Here is a 15,971-nt window from a genome sequence, read left to right as displayed (position 1 = left end):
AAGTGAATATTTATTCGTAATTAAATTTGAATATTTTATTTATTCATTTTTGCCTACCCCCTGAGTAGTATTTATACAAAAATAAATATGAAAACCGTATAATAGAGCTATTGTTTTCTAATGAGATTCATAGTACAATTTGTCAGTAAAATTAAAAATGGAGGAAATTTATTATGAATCATTTAAAGAAAAAAGGAGCTATTCTTTTTGCGGTGTTAGCACTCGTGTTGAGTACTATTCTACCAACTCTTTCACATTCAGCATTTGCTGAAACAAATCCTAAAAATACAATTGTAGGCCGAGTTAAAGTATAGTCAAACGAAAAAGCTCGTCAGTACCGTACAAGTTTATTTGACGGTCAAGGTGGCTCACACCCAGCAGGTGCAACCGACTTTACCGGCTATTCAGACGTTCCTGTTCTTCTAGCAAACGCAACAACTGGTGACGTTATTACATCAACTGTGTCACAAGGTGTAAATGGTGAATTTACATTTGAAAATGTGCCAGACGGAGAATATGTTGTGGCTATCGCTGGACAAACAATGACAACAAAACAACGTCACGATATTGTACCATTGCCAAAAATCTTTGACGGAGCTGAGTTCCAAATAAATGATGTGTCTCAAAAAATCGTGATACAAAATGGTGTTGTAAGTGTCCCTGGTTTAGTAGATGTTAATAATGAGCCTGAAACAGAAATTATCTTTGGTGTTGTTCGACATGCTTATAGTGTAACGTTAACATCAAAATACGGGAAATTTATTTTTGGTACACAAAATGGTAACCAAGATTTCGGTACTGAAGCAGACGTAAACGGTACACCTTTACAAGTCTTTACTGCTTACCAAGGTGGATTAAGAACATTTGAACAAAACAATAATATTTTTGCATCAAACGCCGGTGTACTAGACGGTGATAGAATCAACAACATTACAGACAAATTACCTGAACCTACTTTGAGTGATGAAGAAAAAGCAATGGGTATCACATTTGTTGGATGGCTTGCTGAACCGGCTTATGCAACGCCAAGTTCTTACGACAACAGTGATCTACGTACAATGGCTGAACGTTACCCTACTTTAGCAGGTAGTTTATTATCTCCAAGTGACGCAATTTCTTTTGTTGCATTAGACGATATTACATTACGTGCGGTATTTAATATCCCTCATCACAGTGTTACATTCGCAACAAACAGTGATAAAGGTCAAATCAATGATAAAGATAATAACAAAGCATCTTACGTTGAAAAACAATTTGAAGGTAACAACAAAAAAATTGCTGAATTACCAACTGTTCAAGCAAAACCTGGATATAAATTCTTAGGTTGGTATGCTGATTTAACAGAAAATGTTATTCCAGAAACTGAACTAAAAGAAATGGTTGTTAACCAAAACTTAAAATTCTATGCTAAATACGAAAAAGCAGACCCAGAAGTATCAAATATTCCTGTTATCAACCCTATTTCAGAAGGCGACACTAAAGTAACTGGTATTGGTATCAACGGTTCAAAAATAAAAGTAACATTCCCCGACGGAACATCAAAAGAAACAACCGTAAACAATAATGAATGGTCTATTGATTTTACAAGACCATTTAAATATGGCGAACAAATCAATGCCAATCAAACAGAAGTTCAAGAAGGCGTAGAGAAATTAGTTAGCCCAATCGTTAGTCAAACCGTTGTTAACCCTAAAAAATCTGAAAATCCAATCGTATTAGCTGTCAAAGAAAAAGCTGCTGCTGTTACAGGTAAAGGAATTGCTGGCTCAACAATCATCGTAACATTTAAAGACGGTTCAAAAGTAGCAACAACAGTTGCTGAAAATGGCACATGGTCTGTTGAAGTCCCTGAAACAGCTGCTTTAAAAAAAGGTGATAACGTATCAGTCGTTCAAATTGAAAAAGATAAATTACCAAGTAGTGCGGTAGATGCAACAGCTGTTCTAGATGAAAAAGCAGATGCTCTAAAACCTAAAACAAGCTTTGTTGAAGAAGGTACAAACGCAGAATTATCTCCAACAGTTGAAGGCTTAGTTAGCAAAAAAGATATTCCTAATTATAAATATGTAACAACTGAATTCAAGTTTGAAAACGAAATTCATGCAATCCATATTTATAAAAAAGTTGACGAAAAACCAGAAGAATCTGAAAAACCTAACCCAACAACAAGTACTACAACTACACATACAATATCTAGAGTACCATCTATACCAACAGTTTCTACACCAGTAAGACCAAGTGTATCAACATCTAAATCAATGCACAATACACAAAGTACAGCTAAAAAAGAAACATCAGCAGTGGCTACATTACCAAAAACTGGTACACAAGATAGCACATTATTCATCGTTATCGGTTTATTATTAACCGTTGTAGGTATCGTTGTTTACAAAAAAAATAATGCATAATTTATAAAAAGGCTTGAACTCAACACATCCTGTTGAGTTCAAGCTCTTTTTTCTATCTATACATTTTCTCTCTTTTTCTAAAATGGCTCTTCGTCAAATTGTGTTGGTGGAGAGAAATAGTGAGTATGTTGGTAGTGAATGGCATTAACCATTCACTACCTTTTTCACATTCTTTTTCTGCCACTGAGAATGGTGTTGTATGATTAAAATACGCAATCTAAAATAAGAAAAACGTCTGTAGCCATAGGCAATCCGTTTGATGACTTTAATATGATTGTTGATAGCTTCTGTGATACCGTTTGAATAAGGTGTGGTAAAAGCTTGATAAATACCATTCTGATAGGTTTTAAAAATATCAAATTTCTTTCTAAACCACTCTGGTAATGACGGGTCAATATGATGAATAACCTCCATAAATGACTCAAAATCTCGCTGTCTATAAGCATATCTCAACTCTTGTACAAACTCATATGCTTGTTTTAAAACAGGACTATAGTCTAATAATCTATCCAGGATTTGTGCGTGTGTCAGATATGTTTTAAAGGATTGGTGATAGTGATAGTCTGTATCATTTACATCAAAGGCATCTTTTAATAATAATTTCCAGTATTTCTTTAAGTGTTTATAAGCCTTTTCTTCTTTTTTAAAGGTGTTCATTTCTTTTATACGTAGTGTATTTAAATTCCGATGTATATGTTGTATGATATGAAATCTATCTGTGACAATAACGGCATTAGGAAAAACCTTCTGAATAAGTTTGCCATAATTGGCATTCATATCCATAACAAGATAGCGAACGCTATGTCTTGCTTTTTTAGAAAATTGTTTAAAATAAGTGATTAAATGGTCTAATTGGCGACTAGGTAACACATCAATAATACGGTGCGTCAATCCGTCTACACAGATAAAACTCATCTTCCCTAAATGAGATGTCACAGACTTAAATTCGTCGATACATAGTACCTTAGGTAGATAATGAAAAGACGGTTTAACTTGTTTTGTATATTTATCTAAGACACGTTGTACGGTCACATCAGATACAAAGTGGTCTTGGCAGATATGTTTTCTTGAAATATTTTTCGTTAAATCAAGTGCAATAAGTTGTTTTAATTCTTTAGAAATACAACAATGTTTATCGACTAAAGAACACGAAGAAGAACAGGTTTTTAGACACGTTTTACAGCGATAACGGGTTCTTTTAAGAAGTAAAACAGTTTTGATTTGTCTAAACTTTGGTAATAATGTTTTCGTTTGATATGTCCCATGTTTGATGAGTGTTTTAGCATGACAATGTGGACAGGTGTGGCAAGGCTTTGTCCAAGTACCTTTAATAAAGTGGTGTGGAATACCATTTATTGTTTTTTCTTCTAACCAATGTTCATCAGCTATGAAAGATTTATCTGTTAATGTCAATAATTTTTTTGTATAATAATCCATGAGAAATACCTCCTTGTTTAATTGTGGTGATTTAATCATACAGGTATTTCTCTTTTTTTGTCCACTTTTATATACAAAATCGTGTTGGTGGATTATTCCCACCAACACGATTTATTATAGAGCCAAAAAATATAGAATAAATCATTCTTGATAGAAACATAAAAAGTGAATTAACGTGATACCCATGTTAATTCACTTTTTCATTTATATTTTGTATACGTTTTCAAATTTTGCTGTATTTCGGTGTGAAAGACGTACGTCTTTCACACATATAATGGGGTTCCCCCACACCCCTTCTTAACCTTGAAATATTATATTTATTTCAAAGTTATCACTTATCATCTAACCGTTTATCCTATCTCTAATTAGAATATAGTCTACTTTTACAATTCTTGTCAAGTGTTTCCTTGAAATTGTAACACAAATTTAATAATTCAAAGCCCCCTCAAAAAAAAAAAAAAGCAAATATTACGGGGGCTTTTTTTGGGGAAGCACAAGATAAAAAAAAAATAAAATAAAACGAAAGCAGGTAAAAAAATGAACAAAAAAAACAATTATACCAAAACACTAGCAAATGAAGCATTAAACGGATTGAGCCTTTACTTAGTCGGTCCACACGTCGTCCCACAAAAAAAATATGTTGACGGCAAAGTAACGGATGAAATCACAGGATATCAAGTTTGGTGTGCTACAAGAGAAGATAATCCTTTTAAAATAAAATTCAACGCCGAAGACAAACCAGACTTAAGAGAATTAGAGATTGGTGATGAAGTTATCTTTGAAAACTTAGAAGCCATTCAAATCAACAACAAAATTTATTTCCGTGCCACCGGCATCGAAAAAGCCTAGTTTGACATAGAGATAGTGATAAACGATTAGATGATAATAGTGATAATGATAGACCATAAGAATATTATAAAGAAAGGATATGTATATGCACTCAAGAGATACTCTACAAAATCTTAGTTCAGCATCTGCCAATTATCTAACAAAAATTTTAAACACCGCCTTGCCTTTAAATGGAGAGAACAGCTATACCAACTCATACAGCATTCAGTTAGAAAAAAATGACAAAGGATTTTTCTTCATTCCTCATTTGCCTGTTTCCTATCCGATTGACAGAAAACTCTATTTCCAAATCGCAGATATCTGTTCTGCTGTCCTCTATCCCTATAAAACTTTACTCGTACAAAATAACGCTTATTTTACACCATACAACGTAAAAAACCCTAATCTAGCTCGTGCTTTCTTTTTTCCTTGGATAGACGGCATCCCTACTAGGTTAGAAATTGAGCGACTAAATCGGTTTATAGAAACATCTGTAAAAGAAGAAAAAATTCCTATCATGGCAAATAACGTTTCCTTAAACATGAATGAAGTTGTACATATGGCTATTAGCGGATCAAGTGGTTCCGGAAAATCGTACTTTGTAGAATATTTAATCCGCTGTCTTCATTCCTTTACCGACCAAATTGTGTTAGTTGACCCAAAAATGGCAGATATTTTTATCCTTGGAAAAGAATTGAGATTAGAAACTCTTTCTCCTCACCGTGGTTCAAATCTAAATAGTTTTATAACAGATGTTAACGAACTTTTAGGACGTGCTATCAATATGATATACGAGCGACAAGAAATGCTACTCAAAAATCCTAAAGCTAATTTTAAACGCTCGTATATTATCATAGACGAACTTTTAGCACTTGTTCAAGGAAGCCCTAAACAAGCACGTGAAACGTTCGCTCAACTCTTAGGCACTATCGCACTTCTTGGACGTGCTACGAAAACATCTCTTATTCTAATATCTCAACGTTTTGATGCTCCAGCTTTTGGAGGTAACCTAGCTGTTCGTGAACAAATCAACTGTTCCGTTATCTTAGGGGAAATCAACAGTAACACAACTCAATTTTTATTACCGAATGCTCATGTTGATAATATTGTTGTACCAATAGGGCACGGAACAGGCATCATTAAATTGGTTAACGGAAAAAATGATAATCATATTATGCCTCTACTAACACCAACGTATAAAAAAGAAAGGGAGAACAACCTTGAATAAATACAATTTTTTTACCAAAACAATAATTATTTTAGTTGTCAATTTCATTCTTGAAGGATTTTTTCAGTTCGTAAAAAATTCTTCTCCACTTCCTGTTTTAACTAAAATAGTTACAAATATCTTACTCATACAAGACGTTCTAAACATATGTGTATACATACTCTTAGTGAGTTGCTTTATTTTTGAATATTGTTATCGAAAGTTAATCAAAGATACAATAAAAAATAGTTTAAAATCACTTGCTGCAACCATTCGCATAAAAAATTATTGTCGATTTCTGACATCAAGTAAATCTCTCAACCACAACATACCACAAAGTAGTCAAGATAAGATTTATTCAATCGCAAATCGTGTCAGAAGTACCATTCAAATTGAATACTTTAATCAACAGGCAATCTTTACTATATCTTTAAATGTACCTATGCAAGTTGAAGAAATTTGGAAAAGCAACTTTCAAAAAATAAAAGAAAAACTTCATCAATTAGATACTGACTATACTTTCTCAGATATTACTCTTATAGAACCACTAACAGCCACCTATGGTGCTACGGGAACGAAAATAACAAATAAAGAAGATGTAGCCCATTGTTGAAAACTAAATGGGCTACATCTTCTTTCTATTTACAAAACTGTGTTAAATAGAAACAAATTAGGATGTATTCATTATTTATATACTACATTTTTGCGTGACAGGTCTTGGCATTGTCACGCAAATCGTTGCTGTGCAACTGTGTCATAAAAACAAGAAAGGTATCATTATATGACTAAACAAACAGAAACTGAAACAAAAGAACCCCGTGTACGCTCTGTCATGTATACACAACAAATTCGTTTACTAAAAGACAAAGATTGGAAACGTGAAACAAAACGAATTGTAAATGCTGTTGAACCAAAATATTGGGCATCTATCTTACACGATAAAGATGTAGATGACGACGGAAAGCCTGTTGAACCTCATTTACACCTCATGCTCTATTTCTCACATGCAAGAAGTCCTAAAAGTATTGCTTGGGAAATTGATGAAAAAGAGGGACTACGAAAAAATGCTAAAACCGAAAGATTAGAATTTTTCAAAAACCCAAACAATGGATATAGTTATCTCGTACATCGAACAACAAATGCTTCAGATAAATACCAGTATCCCTTAGAAGATGTTTTTAGTAATTTTGATTTCACTGAAAAAATTGAACAAATTACCAAAAATGTTACTCGTAAAGCTCAAATGAAAGACAGTGAACTAATCAATGAATTATTAGACCTCTTATATGACGGAGATATAACTCTTAAAGAAGTAGAAAATATTTTGACAGGTAGTCAATATGCTAAAGCAGCTAGTCGTATAAAAACCGTTATGTTAAAACGACAAGAAGTTCTTTTAGAGTCTTATATCAAAGAAATGACAAATAATCAACTTCATAAAGAAATTATTTATATTTACGGAAAATCCGGAACAGGTAAAACTAGATTAGCTACTAACTATGCAAACAAAACATTTCACACCTACTTTACAACAGGTTCAAGTAAAGACCCTTTTCAAGACTATCAAAATGAACCCATTGTTATTATTGACGAACTGCGCCCTGAAACATTTAGCTATGATGACCTACTAAAAATTTTAGACCCGTATAATTTTAATGTTATGGTTCCTGTTCGTTTTTTTGATAAAGCACTTAGTGCAAAAATGATTTTTATTACCAGTCCTTATTCTCCTTATGAATTATATTCTGAAATCCTTACTAAGAAAAAAGGGAACCCTCGTATTGATAGCTTTGAACAACTAGAGAGGCGTATTGGATTAACCCTATACATTGATAAACATTATATTTATTCATCTACCTTTGAACCTAGAACAAAAACATATATTCCCATTCAAGATAAAAAACAAAAAAATCCATTTTATGAAAACCCTATCTATGTACATGATGAACAAAAACTATTCGATAAAATTATCGAACCTATGAAAACCAAAAATGTATAAAAAGACTACCTAGTCTATCTTTTAAATTTTTAAACCTAACGAAAGGAAACACTCATGAATTATATTACCATTACCAAAGACGAACTTATTCATTTAGGATACACTCCTACAACTGCAAAAAAAATTATTCGACAAGGAAAACAACTACTTGTCGAAAAAGGTTTTTCTTTGTACAATAACAAACGAGTGGGAACTATTCCAATTAAAGTTGCTGAAACTATTCTTGGATACGAAATCAAAAAAGAAAACTAAGTTTAGAAGAAATTCTAAACATGTTTTCTTTCTGCAAATTGAGAATGTCATTGTTTAGAATTTCTTCTATGTAAGGATAGACACTATGACAATAAAAAAACAAATAAATGGAACATATACCGTAGATGTAAGCGGAGGATACAACTCTGTAACTGGTAAACAAAAAAGAATTGTCCGTAAAGGAATACGAACCAAACAAGAAGCTATCAATATCGAACAACATCTACGTATTGTTGAATTACACGAAAACAGATACGGAAAATCCGTACAAATCGACCCACTTTATCACTTACTAAAAAAGGAGGATATGATAAATAATAGAAAACTAAGCTATATCACAACTCAAGAAAATAATTATAATCGTCATATATTCCCCTATTTTAAAAATACCGATATTAAAAAAATTACTTATGACGATATATACGATTTTAGAGAGCATCTTAAAAAGAAATCTCATCGGCAATTTAAAGATAGAACATTAAATAATAATAGTATCAATAAAATCATGATACTATTAAAAAAGATTTTAGATATTGGTGTTAAAAAAGGATATTACCAATCCAATCCTATGACACTTTTAAAAAAGCTTCCAACAACTAAATCCTCTATCCAATATTGGACACTAGAAGAATTTCTCCATTTCAAATCTCTTTTTCAAGAAGATGAATACAATATGGAATTATTCTTCACACTTCTTTATTTTACAGGTATGAGATTAGGAGAAGCTCTTGCACTTAAATGGTCAGATATTAACTTTCAAAATGCAACAATCACAATAAATAAAACCGTTTATCGACAAAATGGAAAAAATATTATTGGAACAACAAAAACAAAAACTTCAGATCGTATTATTTCTATCAATTCTAAATTACTTAATGAGTTAAAGAACTGGAAAGACAAGCAATCAGAAATTTTAAAAGACTATATAAACAATTCATCTGACCTACAATGTATTCAATCTAATCTTTTAGAAATCGGTAAAAATAGTATTGAAAAAATATATAAAAAAGTTCTAACTCGCGATACAAATATTAAACGTATTCGTATTCATGATTTTAGACACTCTCATGCTTCTTTACTTATCAATCAAGGGGAAGATTATCATATCGTAAAAGAACGACTAGGTCACGCATCTATTGCGACTACGATTGATACCTATTCACATTTATATCCAAGTAAGCAAAAAAGCCTAGCTGATAAGCTAGACCTTTTGTACTAAAATTTCTCACCATAAGAAATTTTAAGAAACTTTACGTTGATTTTTACGCTTCTCAACGTATAAACAAAGTCGCACAAACCTTGTCGTATAAACAATACCGGCGGCCGGGGTCGAACCGGCACGCCCGTGAGGGCACTGGATTTTGAGTCCAGCGCGTCTGCCAATTCCGCCACGCCGGCTTATCATAAAACTTGTGCAAAGGCGGTAACCGGATTTGAACCGGTGATCAAGGTTTTGCAGACCCGTGCCTTACCACTTGGCTATACCGCCATAAAACAAACTGGGGTAGCTGGATTCGAACCAACGAATGACGGAGTCAAAGTCCGTTGCCTTACCGCTTGGCTATACCCCAATAAAAAGGGCGATCGACGGGAATCGAACCCGCGAATGCCGGAGCCACAATCCGGAGCGTTAACCACTTCGCCACGACCGCCATAATACTAGTAAACAGGGGTAGCAGGAATCGAACCCACACCAAAGGTTTTGGAGACCTTTGTTCTACCTTTAAACTATACCCCTAGGTAGTTTAAATACTTTTAATGGAGGGGGGCAGATTCGAACTGCCGAACCCTAAGGAGCGGATTTACAGTCCGCCGCGTTTAGCCACTTCGCTACCCCTCCATATTAAGAAATAAAAGTGGTTCAGGACAGAGTCGAACTGCCGACACCTTGAGCTTCAATCAAGTGCTCTACCAACTGAGCTACTGAACCATACGGTCCCGACGGGATTTGAACCCGCGATCTCCTGCGTGACAGGCAGGCATGTTAACCCCTACACCACGGAACCACAATAATATGAGAAAGTGGAGGTTAACGGGATCGAACCGCTGACCCCCTGCTTGTAAGGCAGGTGCTCTCCCAGCTGAGCTAAACCTCCAACTAATGACCCGTACGGGACTCGAACCCGTGTTACCGCCGTGAAAGGGCGGTGTCTTAACCGCTTGACCAACGGGCCATAACAAAATAAAAAACGGAGAGTAAGGGATTCGAACCCTTGAGACAGTTTCCCGCCTACACGATTTCCAATCGTGCTCCTTCGGCCTCTCGGACAACTCTCCAGAATCCAAATATTCTCCAACTCCGCAAGTAGGACTCGAACCTACGACATCATGATTAACAGTCATGCGCTACTACCAACTGAGCTATTGCGGATAAACCAAAAGCGTGGCAACGTCCTACTCTCACAGGGGCAATGCCCCAACTACCCTCGGCGCTAAGAAGCTTAACTTCTGTGTTCGACATGGTGACAGGTGTGTCCTTCTTGCCATCATTACCACACTTTCTCGCTTTTAGAAAAGTTCTTTCAAACCTCTCACAACTGAATACATAGCCACTTACCCTTCCTTCTTACCTCTTCTGCTCTTTTGGTTAAGTCCTCGACCGATTAGTACTAGTCCGCTCCATGCCTCACAGCACTTCCACTCCTAGCCTATCTACCTGTTCGTCTCTCAGGGGTCTTACTCTTCTCAGATGGGAAATCTCATCTCGAGGGGGGCTTCACGCTTAGATGCTTTCAGCGTTTATCCCGTCCACACATAGCTACCCAGCGATGCCCTTGGCAGAACAACTGGTACACCAGCGGTGTGTCCATCCCGGTCCTCTCGTACTAAGGACAGCTCCTCTCAAATTTCCTACGCCCGCGACGGATAGGGACCGAACTGTCTCACGACGTTCTGAACCCAGCTCGCGTGCCGCTTTAATGGGCGAACAGCCCAACCCTTGGGACCGACTTCAGCCCCAGGATGCGACGAGCCGACATCGAGGTGCCAAACCTCCCCGTCGATGTGAACTCTTGGGGGAGATAAGCCTGTTATCCCCAGGGTAGCTTTTATCCGTTGAGCGATGGCCCTTCCATACGGTACCACCGGATCACTAAGCCCGACTTTCGTCCCTGCTCGACCTGTCCGTCTCGCAGTCAAGCTCCCTTCTGCCTTTACACTCTTCGAATGATTTCCAACCATTCTGAGGGAACCTTTGGGCGCCTCCGTTACTCTTTAGGAGGCGACCGCCCCAGTCAAACTGCCCATCTGACACTGTCTCCAGTCACGTCTTCATGACTCGGGTTAGAGGGTTCATGTCACAAGGGTAGTATCCCACCAGCGCCTCCTTGGAAACTGACGTCCCCACCTCTTAGGCTCCTACCTATCCTGTACATGTCACACAAACACTCAATATCAAACTGCAGTAAAGCTCCATGGGGTCTTTCCGTCCTGTCGCGGGTAACCTGCATCTTCACAGGTACTATAATTTCACCGAGCCTCTCGTTGAGACAGTGCCCAAATCGTTACGCCTTTCGTGCGGGTCGGAACTTACCCGACAAGGAATTTCGCTACCTTAGGACCGTTATAGTTACGGCCGCCGTTTACTGGGGCTTCAATTCATACCTTCGCTTGCGCTAAGCACTCCTCTTAACCTTCCAGCACCGGGCAGGCGTCAGCCCCTATACGTCATCTTTCGATTTTGCAGAGACCTGTGTTTTTGATAAACAGTCGCTTGGGCCTATTCACTGCGGCTGATGCTTCCATCAGCACCCCTTCTCCCGAAGTTACGGGGTCATTTTGCCGAGTTCCTTAACGAGAGTTCGCTCGCTCACCTTAGGATTCTCTCCTCAACTACCTGTGTCGGTTTGCGGTACGGGTTGTCACAGCCTCGCTAGAAGCTTTTCTTGGCAGTGTGATTGATAAGATAGACTCTACTCGTTTCCTTTCAAGCCCCCATCACAACTCATTCTTATAAAGACAAGCATTTTACTCATCTTCAAACTCGTTGCTTAGATCTCACTATTCCATCAGTGGACTCTTTCAACCTCCTGCGTCCCTCCATCACTCAATCAGTTGTGACAAGTACAGGAATATCAACCTGTTATCCATCGACTACGCCTATCGGCCTCGCCTTAGGTCCCGACTAACCCTGGGAGGACGAGCCTTCCCCAGGAAACCTTAGTTATTCGGTGGACGGGATTCTCACCCGTCTTTCGCTACTCATACCGGCATTCTCACTTCTAAACGCTCCACCACTCCTTACGGTATGGCTTCTTCGCCCTTAGAACGCTCTCCTACCACTGACGCTCTTCACGTCAATCCACAGCTTCGGTGGTCTGTTTAGCCCCGGTACATTTTCGGCGCAGGATCACTCGACTAGTGAGCTATTACGCACTCTTTAAATGGTGGCTGCTTCTAAGCCAACATCCTAGTTGTTTAAGCAATCCCACATCCTTTTCCACTTAACAGACACTTTGGGACCTTAGCTGGTGGTCTGGGCTGTTTCCCTTTCGACTACGGATCTTATCACTCGCAGTCTGACTCCCGTTTATAAATCTCTGGCATTCGGAGTTTATCTGAATTCGGTAACCCGAGATGGGCCCCTAGTCCAAACAGTGCTCTACCTCCAGGATTCTCACAACGAGGCTAGCCCTAAAGCTATTTCGGAGAGAACCAGCTATCTCCAAGTTCGATTGGAATTTCTCCGCTACCCACACCTCATCCAAGCACTTTTCAACGTGCCCTGGTTCGGTCCTCCAGTGTGTCTTACCACACCTTCAACCTGGACATGGGTAGGTCACTTGGTTTCGGGTCTACGACAACGTACTATCTCGCCCTATTCAGACTCGCTTTCGCTTCGGCTCCGTCTCTTCAACTTAACCTCGCACGCTATCGTAACTCGCCGGTCCATTCTACAAAAGGTACGCTATCACCCATAAACGGGCTCTAACTACTTGTAAGCACACGGTTTCAGGTTCTCTTTCACTCCCCTCCCGGGGTGCTTTTCACCTTTCCCTCACGGTACTTGTTCACTATCGGTCACTAGGGAGTATTTAGCCTTGCCAGATGGTCCTGGCGGATTCCAACGGGATTCCTCGTGTCCCGCCGTACTCAGGATGCTACTAGAGGCTCATTCCATTTCGACTACGAGGCTTTCACTCTCTTTGGCTGACGTTCCCACGCCATTCGTCTATAAAACTCACTCTCACATCGTAGTCCTACAACCCCAATCAGCATGCTGACTGGTTTGGGCTCCTTCCGTTTCGCTCGCCGCTACTCAGGAAATCGATTTTTCTTTCTCTTCCTGCAGGTAATGAGATGTTTCAGTTCCCTGCGTCTACCTTCTCATTAGCTATGTATTCACTAATGGATACTATCCCATCACGGATAGTGGGTTCCCCCATTCGGATATCTCTGGATCATTGCTTACTTACAGCTCCCCAAAGCATTTCGGTGTTCGTCCCGTCCTTCTTCGGCTCCTAGTGCCAAGGCATTCACCGTGCGCCCTTATTTACTTAACCTACCATACATTTCCTGTATGTTGCGATTCTCTTTTAAAAAACTCTTCTCGGTAAAATTTTCTTGGTTTGTTTTCTATGTATTCAGTTGTCAAAGGTCTTCTTCGAGTACTACCGTACTCTATGGAGAATAGCGGGATCGAACCGCTGACCTCCTGCGTGCAAAGCAGGCGCTCTCCCAGCTGAGCTAATCCCCCAACCTCTTGATTAGGTCTTTCAACCCTCTCAAAACTAAACAAGACGCCCCTGTTGTGCTTTCCTTCTTTTCCTTAGAAAGGAGGTGATCCAGCCGCACCTTCCGATACGGCTACCTTGTTACGACTTCACCCCAATCATCTATCCCACCTTAGACGGCTAGCTCCTTACGGTTACCCCACCGGCTTCGGGTGTTACAAACTCTCGTGGTGTGACGGGCGGTGTGTACAAGACCCGGGAACGTATTCACCGCAACGTGCTGATTTGCGATTACTAGCGATTCCGGCTTCATGTAGGCGAGTTGCAGCCTACAATCCGAACTGAGAACGGCTTTAAGAGATTCGCTTACCCTCGCGAGTTCGCTGCTCGTTGTACCGTCCATTGTAGCACGTGTGTAGCCCAAGTCATAAGGGGCATGATGATTTGACGTCATCCCCACCTTCCTCCGGTTTGTCACCGGCAGTCTGATTAGAGTGCCCAACTGAATGCTGGCAACTAATCATAAGGGTTGCGCTCGTTGCGGGACTTAACCCAACATCTCACGACACGAGCTGACGACAACCATGCACCACCTGTCACTTTGTCCCCAAAGGGAATTCTCTATCTCTAGAGTGGTCAAAGGATGTCAAGACTTGGTAAGGTTCTTCGCGTTGCTTCGAATTAAACCACATGCTCCACCGCTTGTGCGGGTCCCCGTCAATTCCTTTGAGTTTCAACCTTGCGGTCGTACTCCCCAGGCGGAGTGCTTAATGCGTTAACTACAGCACTGAAAGGTGGAAACCTCCCAACACTTAGCACTCATCGTTTACGGCGTGGACTACCAGGGTATCTAATCCTGTTTGCTCCCCACGCTTTCGAGACTCAGCGTCAGTTACAGACCAGAGAGTCGCCTTCGCCACTGGTGTTCCTCCATATATCTACGCATTCCACCGCTACACATGGAATTCCACTCTCCTCTTCTGCACTCAAGTCCCCCAGTTTCCAATGACCCTCCACGGTTGAGCCGTGGGCTTTCACATCAGACTTAAGGAACCGCCTGCTCTCGCTTTACGCCCAATAAATCCGGACAACGCTTGCCACCTACGTATTACCGCGGCTGCTGGCACGTAGTTAGCCGTGGCTTTCTGGTTAGATACCGTCAATCTCTTAGCAGTTACTCTAAAAGGTGTTCTTTTCTAACAACAGAGTTTTACGATCCGAAAACCTTCTTCACTCACGCGGCGTTGCTCGGTCAGACTTTCGTCCATTGCCGAAGATTCCCTACTGCTGCCTCCCGTAGGAGTTTGGGCCGTGTCTCAGTCCCAATGTGGCCGATCACCCTCTCAGGTCGGCTACGTATCATGGCCTTGGTGAGCCGTTACCTCACCAACTAGCTAATACGCCGCGGGTCCATCCATCAGCGACAGCTTACACCGTCTTTCCCTTGTGTATCATGCGATACACAAGCCTATTGGGATTAGCAGTCGTTTCCGACTGTTATCCCTATCTGATGGGCAGGTTACCCACGTGTTACTCACCCGTCCGCCGCTAAACTTAGAAAATGCAAGCATCTTCTAAGCTCCGCTCGACTTGCATGTATTAGGCACGCCGCCAGCGTTTGTCCTGAGCCAGGATCAAACTCTCATTAAATATAAAAGTTTTTAAGCTCTTTTTTGCTGACTTATCTTTGGATGTTTCCATCCAGATTTATTGTTTTTGTTTTGACACATCCATTGGATGTTGTCCCTACACATTTGGTTTGTCTTTGTTTAGTTTTCAAAGGGCTGTGTCGACTGTTTCCAGTCGTTTTGTCGTCCCTTGCGACGACTTATACATCATACCAACACACCTTTTTTTTGTCAACACCTTTTTCAAACTTTTTTTCTTTTTTTTCAAACTTTTTTATTTCAACCGTCAGATCAACGTTTTTGGCACTTATCTCTTTTCTGTTACCATTAACCACTTGTGATTTGTAAGTGAAAAATACGTATTTTGTATAGCTTTTCATCATTTTTTGTAATCCAAAAGCGGATAAATATGTATATTTATGTTCATTTATAACTAATAACATCTCAACTGTGCCCTAAAAATAAAGTATATTTTTTGACAAAAGTCTTTTTTAGACAATACTTTTTATTGTAAAACATCTTCTTCAGTAACATCGAATA

The 15,971-nt window shown here is 39.3% G+C and carries 10 protein-coding genes, 13 tRNA genes and 3 rRNA genes; 8 read left to right on the top strand and 18 right to left on the bottom strand.

What is annotated here, in order from left to right; translation table 11 throughout:
- The first annotated feature begins 173 nt into the window (after window positions 1–173).
- Together H1220_00555 and H1220_00550 are read left to right on the top strand one after the other, a co-directional pair.
- Window positions 174–314: a hypothetical protein gene (locus H1220_00555; protein QMI85898.1), complete on the top strand. Its 141-nt coding sequence runs from the start codon at window positions 174–176 to the stop codon at window positions 312–314.
- A gap of 147 nt (window positions 315–461) precedes the next feature.
- Window positions 462–2,408 (top strand): InlB B-repeat-containing protein, encoded by a 1,947-nt coding sequence (locus H1220_00550; protein ID QMI85897.1) that lies wholly within the window; start codon window positions 462–464, stop codon window positions 2,406–2,408.
- Window positions 2,409–2,552: 144 nt separating this feature from the next.
- Here H1220_00550 and H1220_00545 read toward each other — a convergent pair whose 3' ends face one another.
- On the bottom strand, window positions 2,553–3,953 hold the full coding sequence (locus tag H1220_00545) for an ISL3 family transposase (GenBank protein QMI85896.1): 1,401 nt from the start codon (window positions 3,951–3,953) through the stop codon (window positions 2,553–2,555).
- A 429-nt stretch (window positions 3,954–4,382) separates the two neighbouring features.
- Here H1220_00545 and H1220_00540 point away from each other — a divergent pair, with 429 nt between their 5' ends.
- The 6 genes from H1220_00540 to H1220_00515 all read left to right on the top strand — a co-directional run bounded on the left by H1220_00540 (window position 4,383) and on the right by H1220_00515 (window position 9,350).
- On the top strand, window positions 4,383–4,694 hold the full coding sequence (locus H1220_00540) for a hypothetical protein (protein ID QMI85895.1): 312 nt from the start codon (window positions 4,383–4,385) through the stop codon (window positions 4,692–4,694).
- Between the two features lie 79 nt (window positions 4,695–4,773).
- Window positions 4,774–5,901, top strand: coding sequence for a DUF87 domain-containing protein (locus tag H1220_00535; protein ID QMI85894.1), 1,128 nt, complete (start codon window positions 4,774–4,776; stop codon window positions 5,899–5,901).
- Entirely contained in the window at window positions 5,894–6,493 is a 600-nt protein-coding gene (locus tag H1220_00530; GenBank protein ID QMI85893.1) for a hypothetical protein, read from the top strand. The genes H1220_00535 and H1220_00530 overlap by 8 nt, the downstream gene beginning before the upstream one ends.
- A 168-nt stretch (window positions 6,494–6,661) precedes the next feature.
- Complete coding sequence (locus H1220_00525) at window positions 6,662–7,879, top strand: replication protein (protein QMI85892.1); 1,218 nt, start codon at window positions 6,662–6,664, stop codon at window positions 7,877–7,879.
- Window positions 7,880–7,933: 54 nt separating this feature from the next.
- Window positions 7,934–8,131, top strand: a complete 198-nt coding sequence (locus tag H1220_00520; protein QMI85891.1) for a DUF3173 family protein — start codon at window positions 7,934–7,936, stop codon at window positions 8,129–8,131.
- 85 nt (window positions 8,132–8,216) lie between these two features.
- Window positions 8,217–9,350: a site-specific integrase gene (locus H1220_00515; protein QMI85890.1), complete on the top strand. Its 1,134-nt coding sequence runs from the start codon at window positions 8,217–8,219 to the stop codon at window positions 9,348–9,350.
- A gap of 95 nt (window positions 9,351–9,445) precedes the next feature.
- Here H1220_00515 and H1220_00510 read toward each other — a convergent pair.
- The 17 genes from H1220_00510 to H1220_00430 all read right to left on the bottom strand — a co-directional run bounded on the left by H1220_00510 (window position 9,446) and on the right by H1220_00430 (window position 15,874).
- Window positions 9,446–9,529, bottom strand: a tRNA-Leu gene (locus tag H1220_00510).
- A 20-nt stretch (window positions 9,530–9,549) separates the two neighbouring features.
- Window positions 9,550–9,620, bottom strand: a tRNA-Cys gene (locus tag H1220_00505).
- Between the two features lie 10 nt (window positions 9,621–9,630).
- Window positions 9,631–9,702: transfer RNA gene (locus tag H1220_00500), tRNA-Gln, on the bottom strand.
- A gap of 8 nt (window positions 9,703–9,710) precedes the next feature.
- Window positions 9,711–9,783, bottom strand: a tRNA-His gene (locus H1220_00495).
- A 15-nt stretch (window positions 9,784–9,798) separates the two neighbouring features.
- Window positions 9,799–9,869 (bottom strand) — tRNA-Trp (locus tag H1220_00490).
- Window positions 9,870–9,890: 21 nt separating this feature from the next.
- Window positions 9,891–9,971: transfer RNA gene (locus H1220_00485), tRNA-Tyr, on the bottom strand.
- A 17-nt stretch (window positions 9,972–9,988) separates the two neighbouring features.
- Window positions 9,989–10,061 (bottom strand) — tRNA-Phe (locus H1220_00480).
- Between the two features lie 3 nt (window positions 10,062–10,064).
- Window positions 10,065–10,137, bottom strand: a tRNA-Asp gene (locus H1220_00475).
- Between the two features lie 17 nt (window positions 10,138–10,154).
- Window positions 10,155–10,227: transfer RNA gene (locus H1220_00470), tRNA-Val, on the bottom strand.
- A 6-nt stretch (window positions 10,228–10,233) separates the two neighbouring features.
- Window positions 10,234–10,305: transfer RNA gene (locus tag H1220_00465), tRNA-Glu, on the bottom strand.
- A gap of 16 nt (window positions 10,306–10,321) precedes the next feature.
- Window positions 10,322–10,408, bottom strand: a tRNA-Ser gene (locus H1220_00460).
- Window positions 10,409–10,428: 20 nt separating this feature from the next.
- Window positions 10,429–10,502: transfer RNA gene (locus H1220_00455), tRNA-Asn, on the bottom strand.
- Window positions 10,503–10,512: 10 nt separating this feature from the next.
- Window positions 10,513–10,628 (bottom strand): 5S ribosomal RNA (gene rrf, locus H1220_00450).
- Between the two features lie 84 nt (window positions 10,629–10,712).
- A 23S ribosomal RNA gene (locus tag H1220_00445) occupies window positions 10,713–13,633 on the bottom strand.
- 120 nt (window positions 13,634–13,753) lie between these two features.
- A tRNA-Ala gene (locus H1220_00440) sits at window positions 13,754–13,826 on the bottom strand.
- A 68-nt stretch (window positions 13,827–13,894) separates the two neighbouring features.
- Window positions 13,895–15,453: ribosomal RNA gene (locus H1220_00435) — 16S ribosomal RNA — on the bottom strand.
- Together the 16S, 23S and 5S rRNA genes with 13 tRNA genes alongside form the textbook arrangement of a ribosomal RNA operon.
- A gap of 178 nt (window positions 15,454–15,631) precedes the next feature.
- Window positions 15,632–15,874, bottom strand: a complete 243-nt coding sequence (locus H1220_00430) for a hypothetical protein (protein ID QMI85889.1) — start codon at window positions 15,872–15,874, stop codon at window positions 15,632–15,634.
- Window positions 15,875–15,971: the final 97 nt, after the last annotated feature.

This window comes from Carnobacteriaceae bacterium zg-84, assembly GCA_013874835.1.
Taxonomy (GTDB): Bacteria; Bacillota; Bacilli; order Lactobacillales; family Aerococcaceae; genus WM01.
Note: the sequence above shows the minus strand (reverse complement) of the source record. Positions and strands in the feature narration are given on the sequence as shown.